Annotated in this window: 18 protein-coding genes, 1 tRNA gene and 2 pseudogenes; 8 read left to right on the top strand and 13 right to left on the bottom strand. The window is 69.6% G+C overall.

Annotated features, from left to right (window positions below; genetic code table 11):
• The 3 genes from DFQ14_RS20335 to DFQ14_RS20325 form a co-directional block, all read right to left on the bottom strand.
• Positions 1-766 (bottom strand): exodeoxyribonuclease III (locus tag DFQ14_RS20335; RefSeq protein WP_114454941.1); only part of this gene is annotated, 766 nt, incomplete at its 3' end.
• Positions 767-841: 75 nt separating this feature from the next.
• Positions 842-1,174 carry a cupin domain-containing protein gene (locus DFQ14_RS20330; protein ID WP_114454964.1) on the bottom strand — a complete coding sequence of 111 codons (333 nt, stop codon included), beginning with the start codon at positions 1,172-1,174 and terminating at the stop codon, positions 842-844.
• 131 nt (positions 1,175-1,305) lie between these two features.
• Positions 1,306-1,377: transfer RNA gene (locus DFQ14_RS20325), tRNA-Val, on the bottom strand.
• A gap of 174 nt (positions 1,378-1,551) precedes the next feature.
• Between DFQ14_RS20325 and DFQ14_RS20320 the strand changes: the two genes are divergently transcribed.
• Positions 1,552-1,992, top strand: coding sequence for an acyl-CoA thioesterase (locus DFQ14_RS20320; protein WP_114454940.1), 441 nt, complete (start codon positions 1,552-1,554; stop codon positions 1,990-1,992).
• A gap of 195 nt (positions 1,993-2,187) precedes the next feature.
• Here the strand turns inward: DFQ14_RS20320 and DFQ14_RS20315 are convergent, their stop codons facing one another.
• A complete protein-coding gene (locus DFQ14_RS20315) occupies positions 2,188-3,408 on the bottom strand; it encodes an NADP-dependent isocitrate dehydrogenase (protein WP_114454939.1) in 1,221 nt (406 codons plus the stop codon).
• Positions 3,409-3,602: 194 nt separating this feature from the next.
• Here DFQ14_RS20315 and DFQ14_RS20310 point away from each other — a divergent pair, with 194 nt between their 5' ends.
• From DFQ14_RS20310 to DFQ14_RS20295, 4 genes are all read left to right on the top strand, one after another.
• Positions 3,603-4,436 (top strand): metal-dependent hydrolase, encoded by an 834-nt coding sequence (locus DFQ14_RS20310; protein ID WP_114454938.1) that lies wholly within the window; start codon positions 3,603-3,605, stop codon positions 4,434-4,436.
• Positions 4,437-4,581: 145 nt separating this feature from the next.
• Positions 4,582-5,010, top strand: coding sequence for a hypothetical protein (locus DFQ14_RS20305; protein ID WP_114454963.1), 429 nt, complete (start codon positions 4,582-4,584; stop codon positions 5,008-5,010).
• Positions 5,011-5,112: 102 nt separating this feature from the next.
• The gene (locus tag DFQ14_RS20300; RefSeq protein ID WP_114454937.1) at positions 5,113-5,298 is read left to right on the top strand and encodes a DUF1918 domain-containing protein; all 186 of its coding nucleotides are present in this window, start codon (positions 5,113-5,115) and stop codon (positions 5,296-5,298) included.
• Between the two features lie 142 nt (positions 5,299-5,440).
• Entirely contained in the window at positions 5,441-6,304 is an 864-nt protein-coding gene (locus tag DFQ14_RS20295; RefSeq protein WP_246195822.1) for a DUF4253 domain-containing protein, read from the top strand.
• A 75-nt stretch (positions 6,305-6,379) separates the two neighbouring features.
• Here DFQ14_RS20295 and DFQ14_RS20290 read toward each other — a convergent pair whose 3' ends face one another.
• The 3 genes from DFQ14_RS20290 to DFQ14_RS20280 all read right to left on the bottom strand — a co-directional run bounded on the left by DFQ14_RS20290 (position 6,380) and on the right by DFQ14_RS20280 (position 8,524).
• The gene (locus DFQ14_RS20290; RefSeq protein WP_114454936.1) at positions 6,380-6,676 is read right to left on the bottom strand and encodes a DUF3017 domain-containing protein; all 297 of its coding nucleotides are present in this window, start codon (positions 6,674-6,676) and stop codon (positions 6,380-6,382) included.
• Positions 6,677-6,766: 90 nt separating this feature from the next.
• Positions 6,767-7,618: a bifunctional methylenetetrahydrofolate dehydrogenase/methenyltetrahydrofolate cyclohydrolase gene (locus tag DFQ14_RS20285; protein ID WP_114454935.1), complete on the bottom strand. Its 852-nt coding sequence runs from the start codon at positions 7,616-7,618 to the stop codon at positions 6,767-6,769.
• A gap of 6 nt (positions 7,619-7,624) precedes the next feature.
• Entirely contained in the window at positions 7,625-8,524 is a 900-nt protein-coding gene (locus DFQ14_RS20280; protein WP_420810205.1) for a DMT family transporter, read from the bottom strand.
• Positions 8,525-8,990: 466 nt separating this feature from the next.
• Between DFQ14_RS20280 and DFQ14_RS20275 the strand changes: the two genes are divergently transcribed.
• On the top strand, positions 8,991-11,840 hold the full coding sequence (locus DFQ14_RS20275) for a glycohydrolase toxin TNT-related protein (protein ID WP_114454934.1): 2,850 nt from the start codon (positions 8,991-8,993) through the stop codon (positions 11,838-11,840).
• Between the two features lie 157 nt (positions 11,841-11,997).
• On the opposite strand, the gene DFQ14_RS20270 is transcribed toward DFQ14_RS20275, so the two are convergent.
• Positions 11,998-12,468 carry a universal stress protein gene (locus DFQ14_RS20270; RefSeq protein ID WP_114454933.1) on the bottom strand — a complete coding sequence of 157 codons (471 nt, stop codon included), beginning with the start codon at positions 12,466-12,468 and terminating at the stop codon, positions 11,998-12,000.
• A 56-nt stretch (positions 12,469-12,524) separates the two neighbouring features.
• On the opposite strand from DFQ14_RS20270, the gene DFQ14_RS20265 reads away from it, so the two are divergent.
• Both DFQ14_RS20265 and DFQ14_RS21715 read left to right on the top strand, forming a co-directional pair.
• Positions 12,525-13,847: an ArgE/DapE family deacylase gene (locus tag DFQ14_RS20265; protein WP_246195824.1), complete on the top strand. Its 1,323-nt coding sequence runs from the start codon at positions 12,525-12,527 to the stop codon at positions 13,845-13,847.
• A 102-nt stretch (positions 13,848-13,949) separates the two neighbouring features.
• Positions 13,950-14,168, top strand: coding sequence for a hypothetical protein (locus tag DFQ14_RS21715; protein ID WP_141921405.1), 219 nt, complete (start codon positions 13,950-13,952; stop codon positions 14,166-14,168).
• 73 nt (positions 14,169-14,241) lie between these two features.
• Here DFQ14_RS21715 and purH read toward each other — a convergent pair whose 3' ends face one another.
• From purH to DFQ14_RS22475, 5 genes and pseudogenes are all read right to left on the bottom strand, one after another.
• Entirely contained in the window at positions 14,242-15,813 is a 1,572-nt protein-coding gene (purH, locus tag DFQ14_RS20260; protein ID WP_246195831.1) for a bifunctional phosphoribosylaminoimidazolecarboxamide formyltransferase/IMP cyclohydrolase, read from the bottom strand.
• A 45-nt stretch (positions 15,814-15,858) separates the two neighbouring features.
• A pseudogene (gene purN, locus DFQ14_RS22480) lies at positions 15,859-16,434 on the bottom strand (phosphoribosylglycinamide formyltransferase); the annotation flags it as partial.
• Between the two features lie 214 nt (positions 16,435-16,648).
• The gene (locus DFQ14_RS21930) at positions 16,649-18,229 is read right to left on the bottom strand and encodes a cell division protein PerM (protein ID WP_158546733.1); all 1,581 of its coding nucleotides are present in this window, start codon (positions 18,227-18,229) and stop codon (positions 16,649-16,651) included.
• Positions 18,230-18,349: 120 nt separating this feature from the next.
• Positions 18,350-19,285 carry a DUF5336 domain-containing protein gene (locus DFQ14_RS20250; protein ID WP_158546732.1) on the bottom strand — a complete coding sequence of 312 codons (936 nt, stop codon included), beginning with the start codon at positions 19,283-19,285 and terminating at the stop codon, positions 18,350-18,352.
• Positions 19,286-19,437: 152 nt separating this feature from the next.
• Positions 19,438-19,614: pseudogene (locus DFQ14_RS22475) on the bottom strand (succinate--CoA ligase subunit alpha); the annotation flags it as partial.

Here is a 19,614-nt window from a genome sequence, read left to right as displayed (position 1 = left end):
GGTCGGACCAGCGCTTGTCGTAGGACGGCGCGCGCTCGACCTTCGCCTCCAGCGCACGCGCGGCGATCCCCTCGGTGGCGACCTGGTAGTCGATCCGCCAGCCACTGTCGTTGTCGAAGGCCTTGCCCCGGTAGGACCACCAGGAGTACGGCCCCGGCCCCTCGGGGTACTGGCGTCGGACCACGTCGACGTAACCGGCCTCGTCGAACACGCGGCTCATCCAGGCCCGCTCCTCGGGCAGGAACCCGGCGGACTTGCGGTTGTTCTTCCAGTTCTTCAGGTCGATCTCCTGGTGCGCGATGTTCCAGTCCCCGCACACCAGCACGTCCTTGCCCTGCGCCTGCGCGCGGGCGCGCAACTCGACCAGGTACGGCAGGAACGCCGCCATGAACCGTTCCTTCTCGTCCTGCTTGGGGGTGCCCGCCTCACCACTGGGCAGGTACAGGCTGGCGATCACCACGTCGCGCAACTCGATCTCGGCATAGCGTCCGCTGTCGTCGAACTCCTCGCAGTCGAACCCGACCCGGCTCGCCTCCGGCTCGGTGCGGCTGTAGATCGCCACCCCGCTGCGCCCCTTGACCGCGCACGGCGCCAGCAGCGTGTACCAGCCCTCCGGCGCGCGGACGGCGGCAGGAAGCTGATCGTGTTCGGCCCGCGTCTCCTGCATGCAGATCACATCCGCCTCGGTGGCGGCCAGCCACTCGACGAAGCCCTTCTTGGCGGCGGCACGCAGGCCGTTGACGTTGACGGTGGAGACAGTCAGCACGGCACGCAGGATAACGACCGCTCCCGGACCGCCGATGTCGCGGGCTGTGTCCGACCCGCGAATCCGAGTCGACCGTCAGACACGTTTGACGACGGTGAGCAGGATCACCGTCTCCTCGAGGGCGTGAACACTGTGCCGCGCCGCGGGCACCACCACCATGTCACCGGCCAGCCCGTCCCACGAGGTGTCCGACGTGCTCAGGCGCATGCGCCCCTGCAGCACGAGCACCGTGGCCTCGCCCGGACTCTCGTGCTCGTCCATGTACGCGCCCGCGTTCAAAGCCACCAGCGTCTGGCGCAGCATGTGCTCGTGCCCGCCGTAGACGGTCCCGGCGCTGCGCCCGCTCGCTGCCTGACTCGCCCGTTCGAGATGCTCGCGGCCCAGGGCCTCCAGCGAGAACTTGTCCACCATGGGTCCAGTGTCATCCAGGAGGCGACCCTCGCGCAGGAGCAGACCATTCCACAGCGGCGTGGTGCACCACAGAAAAACGCGAGCCCCACCGGGATCGATCCCTGATGGGGCGGGCAGTGGAAATCCGGTGCGCGATGCTGGGTTTGAACCAGCGACCTCTACGGTGTCAACGTAGCGCTCTCCCGCTGAGCTAATCGCGCGCGACGGCCGTGTCCGCGACCGTGCGGGCACAACTCTAACCGATCCGGTGATCGCCGGTACGCACCCCCGTCCGCTCGCTGCGCGATCACGACCTCCTCGGCCGTTGCCTGCGGTATCCACCGGCATTCGTGGGCCTCCACCCACCGCCACGGGGGCCGGATAGGCTCACGCGCGTGGCCGACTTTCCCGACCCTCCCCCGTCGCGAGACGACTTCGGCGTGCTGTGGCCGATCACGACCCGTTGGGAGGACAACGACGTCTACGGGCACGTCAACAACGTCGTGCATTACTCGTGGTTCGACACCGCCGTCAACGGCTGGCTGATGCGCGCCACGGGTTCCGACATCACCGCGCTGCCCGCCATCGGACTCGTCGCCGAGACCGCCTGCCGCTACCTGTCCGAGGTCGGCTTCCCCGACGACATCGAAGTCGGCGTCGGGCTGGGCCGGCTGGGCAACTCCAGCGTGCGGTACCGGCTCGCCGTCTTCGGCAACCGTCGGGACAGCCCCGCCGCGCTCGGGCACTTCGTGCACGTCTACGTCGACCGCGAGACCCGGCGTCCGGTGCCGGTTCCCGACGAGATCCGCACCGCGCTGGACAAGCTGCAGAGCTGAACCCACCACCCGCTCGGTGTGGAGTGAACGGAACTTTCGTTACTTCTATCCGGGTGAAAGTTCCGTTCACTCGCAGCCCTGTCGCGCAAAGCAGAACGCCACCCGCGCCTCCTTGTGAGAGGCGAGAGTGGCGTTCCGGCGCGTCGCCGCGAGCGGTGTCGCCGCAGGCGGCGAAAGTCGGCGCAGATCCGAGGATCAGCGCCGGGCCATCTTCTCCTGCAGGTTCTCGTCCAGGGCGTTCAGGAAGTCCTGCGTGTTCAGGTAGCCCTGGTCACCGCCGACCAGCAGTGCCAGGTCCTTGGTCATCTTGCCGCTCTCGACGGTCTCGATGACGACCTGCTCCAGCTTCGAGGCGAACTCCACGACCTCGGGAGTGGAGTCGATCTTGCCGCGCTGCTGCAGTCCGCGGGTCCAGGCGAAGATCGACGCGATCGGGTTGGTCGAGGTCTCCTTGCCCTGCTGGTGCTGGCGGTAGTGCCGGGTGACGGTGCCGTGCGCGGCCTCCGCCTCCACGGTGCCGTTCTCGGTCATCAGCACCGAGGTCATCAGGCCCAGCGAGCCGAAGCCCTGGGCGACCGTGTCGGACTGCACGTCGCCGTCGTAGTTCTTGCAGGCCCAGACGTAGCCGCCCTCCCACTTCATGGCGGTGGCGACCATGTCGTCGATCAGGCGGTGCTCGTAGAGCAGACCGTTGGCCTCGAACTCGGCCTTGAACTCCTTGTCGTAGATCTCCTCGAACACCTCCTTGAAGACACCGTCGTAGGACTTCAGGATCGTGTTCTTGGTGGACATGTACACCGGGTAGCCACGCTCCAGGCCGTAGCGGAAGGAGGCGCGGGCGAACTCCTCGATGGAGCGCCGGTAGTTGTACATGGCCATCGCCACGCCCCCGTCGGTCGGGAACTTGGCGACGTCCAACTCGATCGGCTCGGAGTCGTCGTCGGGCGTGTAGGTGATCGTCACCGTGCCGGGGCCGGGTACTCGGAAGTCCGTGGCCTTGTACTGGTCGGCGTGCGCGTGACGGCCGATCACGATGGGCTTGGTCCAGCCCGGCACGTAGCGCGGGATGTTGGAGATGACGATCGGCTCCCGGAAGATGACGCCGCCGAGAATGTTGCGGATCGTCCCGTTGGGGCTGCGCCACATCTTCTTCAGGTCGAACTCGTCCATCCGAGCCTCGTCCGGAGTGATGGTGGCGCACTTCACGCCGACGCCGTGCTTGGCGATCGCGTTCGCGGCATCGACCGTGACCTGGTCGTCGGTGGCGTCCCGGTGCTCCACCCCCAGGTCGTAGTAGTCGAGATTGACGTCGAGATAGGGGTGGATCAGTTTGTCCTTGATGAAGGACCAGATGATGCGGGTCATCTCATCGCCGTCGAGTTCGGCGATGGTGCCCTGAACCTTGATCTTGCTCATGGTGGCGGGGTGCTCCTCTCGCGAGAATGCAAGCGGTACAAGCGTACTGCTAACTAACTCGATTGTGTCCCCCACCCGTTGGAGACGTCACCCCGCGTCCCGCATGCGTGCCCCACCGCAACCGGCGCCGCGCCCGGACTTCTACGCTCACGCCCGACGACGATCTTGCTCGATGACCTCGACGAGGAGCACGTATGGCGACGGGACCCACACACGCGATGAGCGGGCTCGCCGCCTGGGCGGCAGTGACGGCCATGGCAGGCAGCCACGCCATTGGGCAACTGACCCCCAAGACATGGGTGGTGGGAGCCACTCTGGCCACCGGTGCCGCCCTGTTCCCCGACATCGACCATCCCAAGTCCACCGTCGCCAGGACCTTCGGCAGCATGTCGCGGGGCTTTTCCGCGGCCATGAGCAGCCTCAGCGGGTTCCTCTACAGGTTGACCCGCACCAAGCATGACAGCGACCGCGCGGGCACCCACCGCGGCTTCACCCACACGCTCGTGTTCGCGGTGCTCGCGGGCCTGACCACCACCGCGATCGTGCAGACCAGCGACGGCGCCGTGCTCGGCGTGCTGATGTTCACCTTCGCGGGGCTGGCGGTACGAGGGCTCATGCACAACTGGTCACCGAGATCCGACGCGCTGCTGATCGCCGCCGCCTCCCTGGCGCTCACCCTCGTGTGCTGGGCGTGGACGGGAGAGCAGCCCTTCGACGCCGCCGCGTTCGGAGTGGCGGTGATGATCGGGTGCATCGCGCACTTCATCGGTGATGCCATCACCGAGCAGGGCTGCCCGATGCTGTGGCCGCTGCCGCTGGGCGGCAAGACCTGGTTCCCGGTGGCACCGCCGAAGCTGCTGCGCATGAAGACCGGCGGCAAGGTCGAGCTGGTCCTGATCGGGCCCGCTCTGACGATCCTGGCGGCTGTGCTCTCCGCGGTGGTGCTCTACCGGATCGGGGCGGCCCCGTGGCTGGCCCAGCTCGAACTCCCGTCCGAGGTCATGGCCTGGATTACCCCGTCCGGGTAAGGCCGGCCACGGGTTCGATGCCGCGGTGCCCGGAAGTGACGCCCCGAGCGAAGGAACCACACCGGCCCCCGCGCTCGGTAGAGTGGCCGCGTCCGGCACCACCGTGGCGCCGGCTGTGACCCGTCGGATCCGGCACGGAGGAACGATGCGAGCCCGCAAGCAGTTCGTGATGGCGGTACTGGCGCTGCCCCTGTTGACCGGGGCCGCCGCGTGCGGCGAGCTCCAGGAGGCCCAGCAGGGGCTGCAGCAGGCCCAGGAGAACGTCTCGCAGGCCCGGAAAGGGCTGAATACCGTGCAGACCTGTGCTCGGGCAACCGGGATCGCACAGTTCACGCCGAACTTCGACAACCCGCAGCAGGCACGCAGCGAAGCCCGGGCCAAGGCCGAAGAACTCGGCCGGCTGGCGGAGCAGACCGGCAACCAGGCCCTGGAGCAGGACCTGCGGGACGTGCAGGCCTCACTCGAGCAGGTCGCATCCGGGGAAATCACCGCGCAGAACAGCGCGCAGTGGCTGCAGACCAAACTCGAACAGACCCAGCAAGTCCTGGCGGCTTGCACGAACTCCACCGGCTGAGCCGCACAAGAGGGCGTGCGCGGTCTTCTCCACCGCTGCACGGTGTGGCCCGAGTCACCTACTCTGGCAGGAAGGATGGCAGCTTGCCTGGAGGTGACGAGGATGAAGGCGACCATCGGTGACCAGTTGCACGTCCACAGCCGGACGGTCGAGCAGGCCGACCGGACAGGAGTGATCCTCGAAGTACGCGGCCAGGACGGTGACCCGCCGTACTTCGTCCGCTTCAGCGACGGTCACGAGTGCCTGATGTATCCGGGCCCCGACTGCGAGGTGGAAATGCAGCGATGACTCCACGGCGCGCCCGTTGTCGGTACGGCCGGGCGCGCCCGCAGTACATGGCCCGAACGGATGGCAGCGCGCTCCACTCCTTAAGGTGTACGGCGGCGCAGCGTCCCGCTGCCCGGCCGACGTTCGGTAAGGAGGCGGTGCAGTGTTGCGAGACGGTCGGTTCGCTGAGAACACCACCGACCCGACCGGCCCACTCGGCTCCGTTGTGGGCAACGCAGCCGGCGGCGGGCTCTCGGTGACCCTGCCGCCCGGCGAGCTGCTCGGCGAACAGTCCACACGCACGAACTCGGCGGCCGAGCCGGAACCGCTGTGCTGGATCAGCGACGACCCTCCCTCCGCGCCACTGGTGGCGGCCCTGCGTGCGGACCACTCCCGCAGCGGGCTGTGGCCGCTGCTGCTGTGCGACGACACCGAGGTCTACGGTGAGCGCTGCACGGTCGGCGTCGTCGCGCCGGAACCGCTGGAGCACATCGACCGGTGGCAGGCTCACCAGGTCATGACCCGGATCTGGGACGGGCTGTGCCAGGCCGACTCGGAGCTCGGCCCCGCCTACGAGGCGGACAGCCTCGCACCGTTCGACCACTCCTGCCCCGGCACCGCTGCAGCGGGCAGTCTGCTCGCCGACCCGGACATCCTGGCCAACCAGCAGATCCCCCGCTTCATCGACGACGAGACGCGGCTGGCACTGGTGCCCGTGCAGCGCGGTGCCGACGTGCTCACCGTGCTCGGCTGGTCGGGAGCGGCCAACCACGTGTCCCGCACCGCGGGGCTCTCGGCGATGCTGCGCAGTTGGGAGGAGCGCTTCGGCGCACGCGTACTGCGGCTGGGGCCCGACCGGCTCGACATCAGCGTCGCCGCACCCCCGCACGACACCGAGCACGCCGCGGCGGTCGCCGCCGAGCACTGGACCTTCGCCCCCGACCGGGTCATGCAGGAATCCGGCAGCATCGCCGCGCACGCCAAGGAGATCCGGGGGCGCCGCAGCTGGTCGTTCTGGTGGGAGTAGACCGCAGGGCTTTCCGCGCACAAGAATCCGTGCCCGGCTTCCCGGCAAGGGTGCGTCCCTCGCCTGCCTGCCGGGTCAGGTCGCCAGCGGCCCGCCCTTGATCGTGACGGCGACGAAGACGATGAGCAGTCCCATCCCGGTGTAGAGCAGGAGATCCACGGCACGGCTGCGAATGGCCAGCAGGCCTGCCTGCTCGGGCGGGACCACCGCGCGCAGCACCGCCGCGAGCAGGAACGCACCGCCGAGCAGGGTCGCGCCTTCCCGCCAGTGCTGCATGGCCACCCGCAGGAAACCGCTCAGAGCCACCAGCGCGACCGCGGTGAAGGGCAGGTGCACCGATGGGAGCCTCCTGTCACGGAACCGGCCGGTCATGCCGCCGCCTCCCTTCTCCTCCACGGTCTTCCGCCGCGGCCGAGCCGCCTTCCATGCGCGGTTTTCGCGCGAAGCCGCACAAGACCCCGATCAGGTGAGGGCGCGCTCGGCGGCCTCCACGACGTTGGTGAGCAGCATCGCGCGGGTCATCGGCCCGACACCACCGGGGTTCGGCGAGAGGAACCCGGCCACCTCGGCGACGTCGGGATGCACATCGCCCGCCGGGCCCGAGTCGGACCGGGTGACGCCGACGTCGAGCACGGCCGCGCCGGGCTTGACCATGTCGGGCGTGACGAGGTGCTGCTTGCCTGCCGCGGCCACGACGATGTCGGCACGGCGCACCTCCTCGGCGAGGTCCTTGGTTCCGGTATGGCACAGCGTGACGGTGGCGTTCTCACTGCGTCGCGTCAGCAGCAGGCCGAGCGGCCTGCCGACGGTGACTCCCCGGCCGACAACGGCGACCCGCGCACCGTTCAACGGCACCTCGTAGCGGCGCAGCAGCTCGACGATGCCGCGCGGCGTACACGGCAGCGGGGCCGGCTCCCCCAGCACGAGCCGCCCGAGGCTGATCGGGTTCAACCCGTCGGCGTCCTTGTCGACGGCGACCCGCTCCAGCACCGCACCCGTGTCCAGATGTTCGGGCACCGGCAGCTGCACGATGTAGCCGGTACAGGCCGGGTCGGCATTGAGCTCGTCGATCACCGCCTCGAGCCCGGCCTGCTCGATGTCGGCGGGCAGTTCCTTGCGGATCGAGGTGATCCCGACCTTCGCGCAGTCGTTGTGCTTGCCCCGCACGTAGGAGTGCGAGGCCGGGTCGTCACCGACCAGCACCGTGGCCAGTCCGGGGGTGCGTCCGCGAGAGGTGAGTTCGGCCACCCGTGGCCGCAGCTCGTCGTAGATCGCGTCCTTGGTGGCCCTGCCGTCGAGAATTGTCGCGCTCACGGTTGGTCATCGTGGCAGATCGCGCGCGGACTCGGTTCTCGGCCCTGCCGGTAGTGCGGCGACCACGGCCGCCACGAGCGTGAGGCCGACGCCGACCAAGGTCGAGGTCTCGATCCGGGTGCCGGGAGTGGGCACGATCAGGTCGAGCGCCAGCGCGCCGGCGAGCTGCCCGGCGATCATGCCCATGCTCAGCAGCAGCACTCCCGTATAGCGCACGAGCACGGTCGCACCGCCGATCACGAAGATGCCGATCAGGCCGCCGAGGTACAGCCGCGGATCATCGGGATACGAGTCCGGCAGGCCACGCACCGTGATCTCCACGATGCCCGCCAGCACCAGGGCTGCCGTTCCGGTGGCGAAGTTCAGCGTGGAGGCCGACACGGTCGAATCCGCCGTCTGCTTGACCCGGCCGTTCACGGCCTGCTGCCAGGCGACACCGATCCCGGCGAGTCCGGGCAGCACCACCAGCCAACTCGCCCGTGTCTCACCGAGCCGGGCCGATACGGCGATCACCACGGCCACCAGGGTCAACACCGCGCCGATCAGCCGCGTGGTGGTCACCTGCTGCCTGCCACCCGGACCGAGGCCGAACCGATCCACCACCATCCCGCTGACCACCTGCCCGGCCACGACCGCGACGGTGAACAGCGCGATGCCGAGCGCGCTGGCCGTCACACCCTGGCTGAGCACGAGGAACGCGCCGCACACCCCGCCGAGGCACTGCCACGGGCGCAGGCCGATACCGGACCGGAGCGTCTCCGCGATCCGCCGAAAACCGCGCCGCGCCGTGGGCACCGCCGCCGTGCAGGCGAGCAATACGATCAACCCGCCTCCGAACGAGATGACGGCGGCGGCGATACCGTCCTGCAGTCGCGCCCCCAATGTTCCGTTGACACGGGACTGCATCGCGAGCAGGGCTCCCACTCCCAGGGCCGCGAGGAGACCGAGACCGCGACGCACCTTCGGTCCGGCACGGCGGGACGACTCGTGGAGAGATCGGATGTTCACGTGCGGACAGTATCCACTCCCGCCGAGGACACGAGAAGCCGAAGTGACCGCGACAACGTCCGGACCGTGCACGGCAACCGTGTGCGACCCCGGCGAACACCGCCTCTCCGCAGGTTCTTCCACCGAGACGGGATATCGTGCACAGCGCGATCGCGGCGCGCTTCCCGCACACCGCACCGCATCGTCCCGTTGTGGGAACTGCCCGGGCAGGGAGGCCTCCGACGGCGCCGCCCCGACGAGGAGTTCCTGTACCGCTGCAGAGAGCACCGAAGCCCGACGGAATCGACAAGGGCACATACGGATCAAGTAACGTCACCGTGGGGCGGAGTCGGTGTGCCCGGTCGAGAGGGGGAGGATGACACCCATGTCGCGTCCGACAGCGATCAGTCCGGAAGAGCAGGAACAGATCGCACGCAGGATCGGGGTTCTGCTGCTGCAGGAAGCACCCGAGGACTGGCAGCAGATCACGGTCGAGTACCGCGCCACGGGTGAATACCGCGACCTGCTCGGCGAAACAGCACGGCAGGACGGCAGTACCGAGACATGGCAGCCTCCCGAGGAGCTGCTCGGCATCTTCGAGCATCTCCGCGAGGGCATGTACCGGCCGGATGTGGGCACGTGGATCAGTGCCCTGTACATCGTGGAACGCCCGTCGAGCTACCGGATCGACATCAATTTCGACGAGGAGCCCCAGTGGCAGCAGCCGCTGCCCGGCGCCGCCTACGTCGACGAGCTGCGCCGCTATCCGCGCTCCGAGGAGAACATTCCGGACTGGATGCGAGCGAGGCTGGAGGGATCGTCCAGCAACGGTGCACCACAGCCGCCTCAGCTCCAACCGCCGGAACCCCAGCCACCGGAGCCCCAGCCACCGGAGCCCCAGCAGGCGCCCCCACAGGCACCGGTCGGAAACGATGTCACCAGACCTCAGGAAGCCGCGATCGCCGCGGACCGGCAGGAATCCCACGACAGCAGCACACCCGGCGGGCAGCAGCACTTCCGAACGGCCCGGGTTTTCGACGATGTCGACGAGCAGGGGCGCCCCCTGGTGGCGACCCGGACACCGGTTTCCCCGGAAGAGAGCAGTTCACTGCGCCAGTACCTGGAAAACGCTCCCATCGTGCTCGCCGCCCGGGACGACGAGGTCGATCAGCTCGCCCCCGAGCGTCCTGCCGTGGTGCCCGCGACCTGGCACACCGACGGAGTCTGGCTGTGGCAGGGCGCCCTGCCCTACTACCTGGCGCAGTACGGGCTCCCACCGGAACCCGAGCTGCTGGAGCACATCCGCAGCAGGCGGTTCGTGCTGCCCGAGATCGACGACCGTACCCGGGACGCCGCGGCGAGCGCCCTGGTCGATCAGCCCGCTCCGGAGGAGTCACCTGCCGCTGGCGGCGCGCCTGAGGCTCCCCGGGAATCGGACGCTGCCCGAGCCGACGAGTACCTGAACACCTCCGAGCATTCCGCCGTGGACGCCTCGGCCGATTCCCACCCGGAGCGACACGCCCCCGTCGAGGAGAACGGAGCACTTCCGGACGATTCTCCCGGACACAACACGCCGATGGCAGCGGATGCCCTCGGTGGCGGTGACATCGATGCCGAGGGCCCCGGCATCGGTGCGCGAAGCAGCGACGATGCCGCTGCCGACGGATTCGGCGCGGACGAACAGCAGGCATGGCACCGTGAGTCCGAACCGCAGGCCGACGCCGTCTCCGCCGCACGGCACGGACACACCGAGGAGGAGAATCTCGACGTGTCCGGGCCGGAGGCCGTCTTCGCCCAGCTCGACGACAGACTCTCCGGTCTCGGCGTGGACACGGGGAGCTACCGGATCGGCAGCCGCGCCGAGGACACGTGGTGCCTGGTGGCGGAAGGGGCCGACTGGCTCGTCATCGGGCCGCGGAACTCTCCGGGTGAACTGCGGTTCGCCCGGGCCGACCAGGCAGCGGCCTACCTGCTCGGCGGCCTGCTGATGTCGCAAGCCGATCCGGAGGCCGGTACCGCCCGCGGCGGTGCTCCGGAGCCCGCCGAGTCTTCGGCCTCGATCGACCCGTTCGAATCCGACGATTCTGCCGAATCCGATGCTTCCTCCGGGGCCGACGCTCTCCCCGGCTCCGCCGACTCCTCACCCGAAGCCGCGATCCCGGACGACCCGCCGCCTTCGTCCACCGATGCGCAACACCGGTCCGCGGAGGACTCGGACGAGCACTTCCTGTTCACGGCGAATCGGTCACCGCAGCCGGAGGGCGGCGCACTGTCGGCGCCCGAGAGTCCGGCGGCTCAGGACAACGGTGCCGACGGCACGGTGCACCACGACATCGCTGCGAGCGAAGAGCGCACCCACATCCGGCCTGCTCTGAATCAGGAGCGCCCGGCACCTCCGGTGGGGCAGGCACCGCCACCACCGCCCAACGAATCGACCTCCGGCGGGACCGCAGCATCCGGCCAGGAAGTACCGCCGTTGCCGAAGCGCCCGCCACGGGCGGATGGAGCCGGAGCGACACCCCCGCAGTCCGATGCGGGAAACCAGCCTCCCGCGCCGGTGAACCCACCCCCGACCGGTGGGCCCGCGGGCGCCGATCAGCGGCAGTCGGGGTCGGGTGGTCCCGGTATGGCGAGCCCTTCCCGCCCGGCCGCTCCGGGGGAACCACCGCGCCCACCGCAGGCAGGCAATCCGGGCGAGCCGCCGACCCGGCTGAACAGCACGCTCAACCGGCCTCCGCAGTCGGGGCCCGGTGAGCCGCCGCGCCCGCCGCAGGCACCGGTCGGCCAGGCACCTCCGGGGCAAGCGCTCAACGGACACGCCCCCGGCGGAGGGCCACCAGCCGGCCAGGCAGGCGGGCCCCCGGCTCCACAGCAGCCGATCGAGCCGTTGCAGGGTGAACCGCCGCTGACGCTGTATCGGGATCGGCACACCGTGGTGCTGCAGCCCGGTACCGATCTCGACCGTTTCGGCGAGCCGAGCGGCAACGTGACCTACGCGATCCGCACGCCGTACACCCAGCGCTCTCTGCCGCCGCAGTGGGCGAACCGGACCTATCTCGCCTACCGGGTGCAGCGTCCGGTTCATGCGCTGCGCGGTACGGCGGTGCCGTGGTTCGAACAGCAGGGTGGCGGCACGGCCTATGTCCTGCCCGCAGCGGTCAGCGAACTCGTGGCCAACGGGACGTTGATCGCCTTGACCGGCAACGAGGCTCCGCCGCGCCCGTCGATGGAGTGACAGCGAGCGGCGCGGGGCCGGGCCGCCTCACCGGTTCCCGGCCCCGCGCATACCGGCACCGGTGAAGTCCGCATCCGCCGCCGCAGTCGTCGATCACCGCAGTGCGCCGGACCACACCGATGAACGCGAGTACGGCCGGCCACCGGCACGGCACCGATCAGGGAACGACGACGACCGGACGTATCGCTTCGACCACGAGCGTGGCGGGTACGGTCCCGAGCAGGCCGCCCCGGCGGCGGGAACGCCCCACCACGATGAGATCGGCCCGGTACTGCTCGGACACCTGCTCCAACCCGACAGCGGGATCGCCGCGGTGATGGACGAAGTCCCAGTCGATGTCGATCCCCCGCAGGTGGGCGACGATTTCCTTCTTCAGCTCCTCGACCAGGCTTTCGGCCGCCTCACTGGCCACGGCCACTCCCATCGGTGACCAGTAGGCGACGCCGGCGACCGCCTCGACGTAGACCAGCACCAGCCGTGCGCGCTCTCGCCGTGCGAGCCCGGCGGCCCATGCGGCGGCATGGAAACTGGCCGGACTGCCGTCCATCCCGACGACGATGCCGCTCAGCCCGTCCTTGCCGATCTCGAAGCCCGGCTGTGTGTTGTCGGTGGAGTCGCCTTCGGCCACGCCGGAATCGTAATGGCCATACTCGGCAACCCGGAGCGGTGCGACACACTTGCAATGTGGAGAGTGCGCATTCCCTCACCGACACCGAACGCCGCGTCCTCGACTCCATCGATGTACCGGGAATCCTGGCCGATCTCCGCGAGCTCGTCGCGATTCCCAGTGTCGGAGGCACAGCGGGCGAGCAGGAGGCCCAGCAGTGGTGCGCGAGCCGGCTGGCTTCGCTGGACCTCCGGGTCGACCACTGGCGGATCGACCTCGATGAGCTCGCGGCCGAGGAGGACTTCCCGGGCCAGGAAGTCGTCCGGGACACCGCTTTCGGATGTGTCGGTGTTCTCGGCAACCCCCACGAGGAACCGGCGCTGCTGCTGTCCGGGCACACCGACGTGGTGCCGCCGGGTGATCTCGAGCTGTGGCCGGACCGCGACCCCTACACGTTGCGTCTTCAGCAGGACCGAGAGCGGGGCGGCCGAGAGCGGGGCGGTATCGCGGCCGGGCGCGGAACGTGCGACATGAAAGGTGGGCTGGCGGCCGTGTTCGGCGCGCTGGCGGCCTTGCGCACGGCGGAAGTCCGGCTCCGGCGGCCGTTGGCGGTGCACACCGTTCCCGCCGAGGAGGACGGCGGTCTCGGAGCCTTCGCGACGCTGCGCCGGGGCCACCGGGGAGCTGCCTGCGTCCTGGCCGAGCCGAGCGACGGGGCGATCGTGGCCGCCAACGCCGGGTCGTTGACGTTCCGCCTGGAAGTTCCCGGCTACGGCACGCACGGTGCCACCCGTACCCGCGGTGTGAACGCGGTGGAGAAGTTGAGCGGTTTGCTGCCGGTGCTTCGTGAACTGGAGACCCGCCGCAACGCCGACGCGGATCCACTGCTGGCACACCTGGAGTCGCCCTACCCGTTGTCGATCGGAGTGGTCCGGGCCGGTGACTGGGCGAGCACCGTCCCCGATCTGGCCATCGCCGAGGGGCGATTCGGGGTGCGGTTGGACGAGAAGGTGGCCGAGGCGAAAACCGACTTCGCCGACACCGTCGCCCGGGCGTGCGCGGCGGATCCGTGGTTGTCCGAACATCCGGTCCGGGTGAGCTGGCCCGGGGGTGTGTTCGCCGCCGGGCGGCTGCCCGAGGGGCATCCTCTCCTCGGCGAGACCCGGGATGCCGTCGAGTCGGCCGGAGCGGCGCGACCGGAAGCACTGGGGGCTCCGTACGGCACCGATCTGCGGCACTACGCCGCGGCCGGGATTCCGACGCTGCAGTACGGGCCGGGCAATGTGCGATACGCCCACGCGCACGACGAGCACGTCGCCGTGGCGGAACTGGAACATGCCGCACGGACCTACGCACTGCTGGCGATACGCCGCTGCGGTGTTGCCGAGGAGTCCTCGTGAACTCCTGCGATGCTCTCGGCAGCTCAGCCGCACCACGAACACCGGCCCGATGACCTCGGGAAAACATGTGACGGTCCGCAGTGCCCGGGGTATCCGAAAGGTATGGCACGAAAGAAGACAGAAGGCGACAACGCTCAGCGGCGCCAGCGAGCCCGGCAAGCACGGCGAGAAGGTGTCTCACCGAGCGAGGCACAGGTGACCACGGGCGCCTCGAGGCAACGTGAGCACCTGCCGCACAAGTCCAACACCGACGAACGGCAACAATCACCGGAGCGCGGCAAGCAGCGGTCCGACGTCGACGAGGGCCCCTCCCGCCGTTGACTCGACTCCGGCGGAAGGGGCCGGCACCGTGCGGGCGGGGGCCTCGAGACCGGGCCCCGTCCGTACGGCAACGTCAGTGGGCGAAGTGACGGGTGCCGGTGAAGTACAGCGGCACGCCCGCGGCCTCGGCAGCGGCGATGACCTCCGAGTCCCGCACCGAACCACCGGGCTGTACGACCGCGCGCACACCGGCGTCGAGCAGCACCTGCAGGCCGTCGGGGAACGGGAAGAACGCATCGGAAGCGGCCACCGCACCCCGGACCCGGTCACCGGCTCGGGAAACCGCCAGGCGTGCCGAGTCCACCCGGTTGACCTGCCCCATGCCGACCCCGACGGTCGCCCCGTCGTCGGCGAGCAGGATCGCGTTGGACTTCACCGCCCGGCAGGTCCGCCAGGCGAATTCGAGGTCGCGCAGGGTCGCGGAGTCCACCGGCGAGCCCGTGGCCAGTGTCCAGTCCGCCGGGGCATCCCCGCCGGCATCGATCTCGTCCGATCCCTGCACCAGCAGACCGCCGGAGATCGCGCGCATCTCCACACGCCCGGATCGGGGCGGCTGTGCGGTCAGGATGCGCACGTTCTTCTTCCGGGCCAGCACGTCCAGCGCGCCGTCCGCATAGCCGGGGGCCACCACCACCTCGGTGAACACCTCCGCGATCTGCTCGGCCATCGCCACCGAGACCTCCCGGTTGGCGGCGATGACCCCGCCGAAAGCGCTCACGGGATCGCACGCGTGCGCCTTGCGGTGTGCCTCCGCGATGTCGCCGGACGACACCGCGATGCCGCAGGGGTTGGCGTGCTTGATCACGGCGACACAGGTCTCGGCATGGTCGTGGGCGGCACGCCAGGCGGCGTCGGCGTCCACGTAGTTGTTGTACGACATCTCCTTGCCGTGCAGCTGAGCAGCCGCGGCCAGCCCGGTGGCCTCCCCGCCGGAGACGTACAGCGCGGCGGGCTGATGAGGATTCTCGCCGTAGCGCAGCGCGGACCGGCGTTGCCAGGTCTCGCCCATCCAACCCGGAAAAGCTTCGTCGTCCTCCGGCGCCAGCGTCCGGCTCATCCAGCTCGCCACCGCAACGTCGTAGGAGGCGGTGTGCCGGAACGCCGCCGCCGCCAGTCGCTGGCGATCCTGCTGGGTGAAGCCGCCCTCGCGGACCTGCTCCAGAACCCAGTCGTAGAGGTTCGGCTCCACCACGACACTCGTGCTGGCGTGGTTCTTCGCCGCCGCACGCACCATCGCGGGTCCACCGATGTCGATGTTCTCGACGATCTCCTCGGAGTCGGCTCCGGACTCCGCGGTGTGCACGAACGGGTACAGGTTGACCACGAGCAGATCGAAGGGGGCGATGTCGAGCTGCGCCAGCTGCTCCGCGTGTTCCGGGCGGCGCAGGTCGGCGAGCAGGCCCGCATGCACCCGCGGGTGCAGTGTCTTGACCCGGCCGTCCAGCGTTTCCGGGAATCCGGTGAGCTCCTCCACTGGTGTGACGGGTACGCCTGCCGCGGAGATGGTCCGGGCCGTGCCCCCGGTGGAGACGATCTCCACACCCGCGGCATGCAATCCCGTGGCCAGCTCCAGGAGGCCGGCCTTGTCCGACACACCGATCAGCGCGCGGCGAACCGGCCGCCGCTGCTGTGAATTCGTGGTCACGCCGATACTCACCTTTCGTCCCTGCACGGTCCAGCCGTGCCGGCTCAGCTGCTCCAGAGTGTTCACCAGTAGCCGCCGTTCGACGGCCTTGATCCGTTCGTGCAGGCTCGCCTCGTCATCTCCGGGCCGCACCTCGACCGTCTCCTGCGCCAGGATCGGCCCCGTGTCGACCCCGGCATCCACCATGAACAGGGTGCAGCCGGTGACCCGCACGCCGTACTCCAGTGCGTCCCGCACACCGTGCACTCCCGGGAACGACGGCAGCAGCGCGGGATGGCTGTTGAGATAGCGCCCCTGGAAACGGGCGAGGAAGTGCTCGCCGACGAGCTTCATGAACCCGGCCGAGAGCACCAGATCGGGCTCGTGGGCCGCGCATTCCTCGGCCAGGGCCCGATCCCAGTCGGACCTGCTCGGATAATCCTTCAGCCGGCAGGTGAACGTGGGGATCCCGGCATGCTCGGCGCGGGCGATGCCCTCGATTCCATCGCGATCGGCTCCCACCGCGACCACGCGTACGGGATATTCCGGATCGGACACGGCCTCGAGCACTGCCTGCAGCAGAGTTCCGGAGCCGGAGACCAGCACGACGACCCGCGCCGGCTGGGAGGTCCTGATCCGCATCGGTTCCCGAGTCCCCTCCGGGGGCGGGTCTTCATCCGGATCGCGGGTGGGCGGGGTCGCAACGCTCAGCGTTCGCTCCTGACCATGCCGGGACATCGTGCACCATGGGCGGAAAAAGCCCGGGAATGATGTCACGCTGACGGATTTCACGGTGCAGAGTAAGCGCCCGGTCTCCGTCTCTCATCGCCAGGTCCCCGTCCGAGTGGTACATCACTCATCCGTGGTGATCGATGTCGTCGTCGAACTCCACGGGATCGGTCCCCGCGAGTTCGATGTCGAGCCGGTCCAGCAGCGCTTCCGCGTCCTCCGAGGGATCGCCGCCTTCCGGATTCTCGACGAGGCCGCCGTCCTCGTCCTCGGCGGTATCATCATCCTCCGGTGCGTTCTCGTGAACGCTCGCCACCTCCGCGTCGCCCCCGGAGCCGCCCTCGGTCTCCCCTTCCCCGCTCTCCCCGTCCTCGATATCGTCCTCGCCGGGTGTGGAGCCCCCGCCGCGGCCGGTGCTCTCGTCCTCCGCGCCGTTGCCGACATCGCCGGTGCCCTCCGCACCGACGACACTCTCGTGCTCGGCGCTGCCCCCGGCCTGTTCAGCGGCGGCAGCCTGCCATCCCGGGCCCGCGAACCAGGCGATGGCTGCCGCGGGCAGGGCGATCCAGCAGAATGTGGCCACAGCCAGCATCCACGGATGCAGCGTGATCGGGTCCACTCCGCCGCCCCCGAGGCGCCCGCCGACCACCATCGCACCCGCCGACATCGAGGCGGTCGCGACCAGTGCGGCCAGCGCGATCGTGCGCATCCGGCGATACGGATTCTCGTGTACGTGCCGGCATGTCCAGCCCACCACACCGCCCACCGCCGCGGGCAGGACGAGCACGGCCGCCCACCACGGTGCCGGGCCCTGCCCCGGCAGGATTGCCAGCAGCGGCACCTCCGGCAGTGCGCCGAGGCTGCTTCCCATCGGCCGGAAAGCGAGATCGCCCATCGAGAGACCGACTCCCGTGGAAAACGACCAACCGGCGAGGACGGCGCCCGGAAGGTAGAGCACGGACAGTACAGTGCTGCCGAAGGCGTCACCGGCCGACCCGATTCGCATCAGCACCGCGAGAATCTCCGGCAGCGACAGGCACACGGCTGTGGCGAGTACCAGCGCTCCCACGCCGAGCACCGCGGTCGTGGTCAGCACTCCGATGCGAAGGTCCCGCCAGGCCTGTTCACCGACGCGTTCCCACACCACGTAGAGCAGTCCGCACCGTCCGAGCAGGCCGGCCGTCGCAGCAGCCACGGTCACCGCACCACACCACAGGAACGCCTCAACCGGCTCCGCGCGAGCAGGGAGGTGGAGGCCATCGGCGAGCAGTGCGATCCCCGAGCCGCACACGGCATGGGAGAGTCCCATCGCCAGGATCACCCACAGCGCCTGCTTCGGACGCCGCGCCCGTGATCGCCGCGCCACCCGCAGGGAAGCCGAGGCGATCAGCCACATCACGAGGATCGTCGGCAGCAACGGCGGCACGGTGAACGAAACCCCGGTGAGTGTCAGCGGCACTTGAAAGGTCGCCAGCCATCCCGGCAGAGCGGCCACCAGCACGGCGGGCAGGGACAGCGGCGCCCCCCGCGCCGAGGCGATCATCGTCGCGAGCACACCGGCGACCGCGAAGTAGCTCGTCAGCAGGGTCATCCCGATCCCGGTCAGCAGGAACTTCACCCGCACGCCGTCGCGGCGCCGATCGGAGACACGTTCGGCATTCTCCCCGGACGCCGATTCGGCGGTGATTGCTGAACGATCTGATGTCACGGGCCGACCGTCGCACCGGCACTACGCCGAACGGAGCATGGCGCGCCGCCGTTTAGCCCGATCGAGCGGCCCCGGTGCGAATTCCGGTTGATTCGCACAACGGCCCGCCGAAGCCGACGCTCAGGAGTCGCGCTGCTCCTCGTCGGGATGAGGCATGTGCTGGGTTCCCTGGGGCCCGTCCGGCTGTCGGCCGTACTGGTCCGGCTGAGCCCGGCCGGGCTGCTGGTGACCGGAATCAGCGAAGCCGCCGGACTGGGGGTTCCACTCGCCCGGTTGGGCTTGCCCCGGGTAGGGCGGTAGCTGACCGCCCACTTGCGCGTGCCATCCACCCTGTTGCCCGGGCTGAGGTTGCCCGGGCTGAGGTTGGCCGGGCTGGGGCTGACCGGGGGTGGGACCGGGCTGTGGCTGACCGGGGGTAACTCCCGGTTGGGGTTGGCCCGGATAGGGCTGGGGTTGGGCACCCGACTGCGGGTACCAGCCGCCCGGCTGTGGCTGCCCCGGCATGGGCCCCGGCTGGGGCTGGCCGGGAGCCGCGAAGCCACCGGAGGGAGGATTCCATCCACCCGGCTGCGGTTGCCCCGGGTAGGGCTGTGGTTGATGGGGTTGGGGTCCGAATGCCCCGGACTGTTCGCGTTTCGAGGCCGGGGCCGCCATGAGCCCCGCTTCCAGCAGCAGGGCACCAACCGTGGCTGCGAGTTGCAGGAACGCCAGGATCAGCACCACGGTCACGAGGACACCCCCACCCTCGGTGAGGATCACCAGCAACAGCGACAGGGCCGCGTACACCGCAAGCGGAACGGCGGCCGGCAGCGTGTTCGGAGTCCTCGGCAGCACGTTCAGTCCTGCCAGCGCCCCGGCAGTGATGAGGCAGAAACCGGGAAGCACGGTGAACAGGGTCCGCGCCTCCTGATCGAAGAAGCCCAGGACATAGGCGAGCAGGCCGAATGCCGCGGCCGCGAGTGCGAGCGGAACCGCCGGACCCGCCCCCGAAGCCGACCGTCCTGACGGTCCCGGCTGCTGTGCCGCCGACTGCGGCGCTGGATAAGGCGCGGACATCGCGTGGAACTCCTCCCGGCCGCAAGACCTGCTCTCGGACACCCGCACAACCCGGAGATGCGAAAAATACCTCCGGATTGTGCGGGTCTCACCGACGCTATCGGATCGTGACGGGCAGGACGAACGCAGACCCGACCGGTACCGAAGCGCGCTCAGCCGTTGACGGCCTTGCGCATCAGCTGCGCGGTGGCGCTGGGGGTTTTGCCGACCTGGACGCCGGCGGCTTCCAGCGCTTCCTTCTTCGCCTCGGCGGTTCCTGAGGAGCCGGAGACGATGGCGCCGGCGTGGCCCATGGTCTTGCCCTCGGGAGCGGTGAAGCCGGCCACGTA

The sequence above is a fragment of the Halopolyspora algeriensis genome (assembly GCF_003337235.1).
GTDB lineage: Bacteria > Actinomycetota > Actinomycetes > Mycobacteriales > Pseudonocardiaceae > Haloactinomyces > Haloactinomyces algeriensis.
Note: the sequence above shows the minus strand (reverse complement) of the source record. Positions and strands in the feature narration are given on the sequence as shown.

Bases quoted from the DNA above. Each gene is read 5' to 3' on its own strand.
- DFQ14_RS20315 (WP_114454939.1), bottom strand. From the start codon at position 3,408: ATGAGCAAGATCAAGGTTCAGGGCACCATCGCCGAACTCGACGGCGAT.
- DFQ14_RS20310 (WP_114454938.1), top strand. From the start codon at position 3,603: ATGGCGACGGGACCCACACACGCGATGAGCGGGCTCGCCGCCTGGGCG.
- DFQ14_RS20305 (WP_114454963.1), top strand. From the start codon at position 4,582: ATGCGAGCCCGCAAGCAGTTCGTGATGGCGGTACTGGCGCTGCCCCTG.
- DFQ14_RS20300 (WP_114454937.1), top strand. From the start codon at position 5,113: ATGAAGGCGACCATCGGTGACCAGTTGCACGTCCACAGCCGGACGGTC.
- DFQ14_RS20290 (WP_114454936.1), bottom strand. From the start codon at position 6,676: ATGACCGGCCGGTTCCGTGACAGGAGGCTCCCATCGGTGCACCTGCCC.
- DFQ14_RS20280 (WP_420810205.1), bottom strand. From the start codon at position 8,524: ATGCAGTCCCGTGTCAACGGAACATTGGGGGCGCGACTGCAGGACGGT.
- DFQ14_RS20275 (WP_114454934.1), top strand. From the start codon at position 8,991: ATGTCGCGTCCGACAGCGATCAGTCCGGAAGAGCAGGAACAGATCGCA.
- DFQ14_RS21715 (WP_141921405.1), top strand. From the start codon at position 13,950: ATGGCACGAAAGAAGACAGAAGGCGACAACGCTCAGCGGCGCCAGCGA.
- DFQ14_RS20250 (WP_158546732.1), bottom strand. From the start codon at position 19,285: ATGTCCGCGCCTTATCCAGCGCCGCAGTCGGCGGCACAGCAGCCGGGA.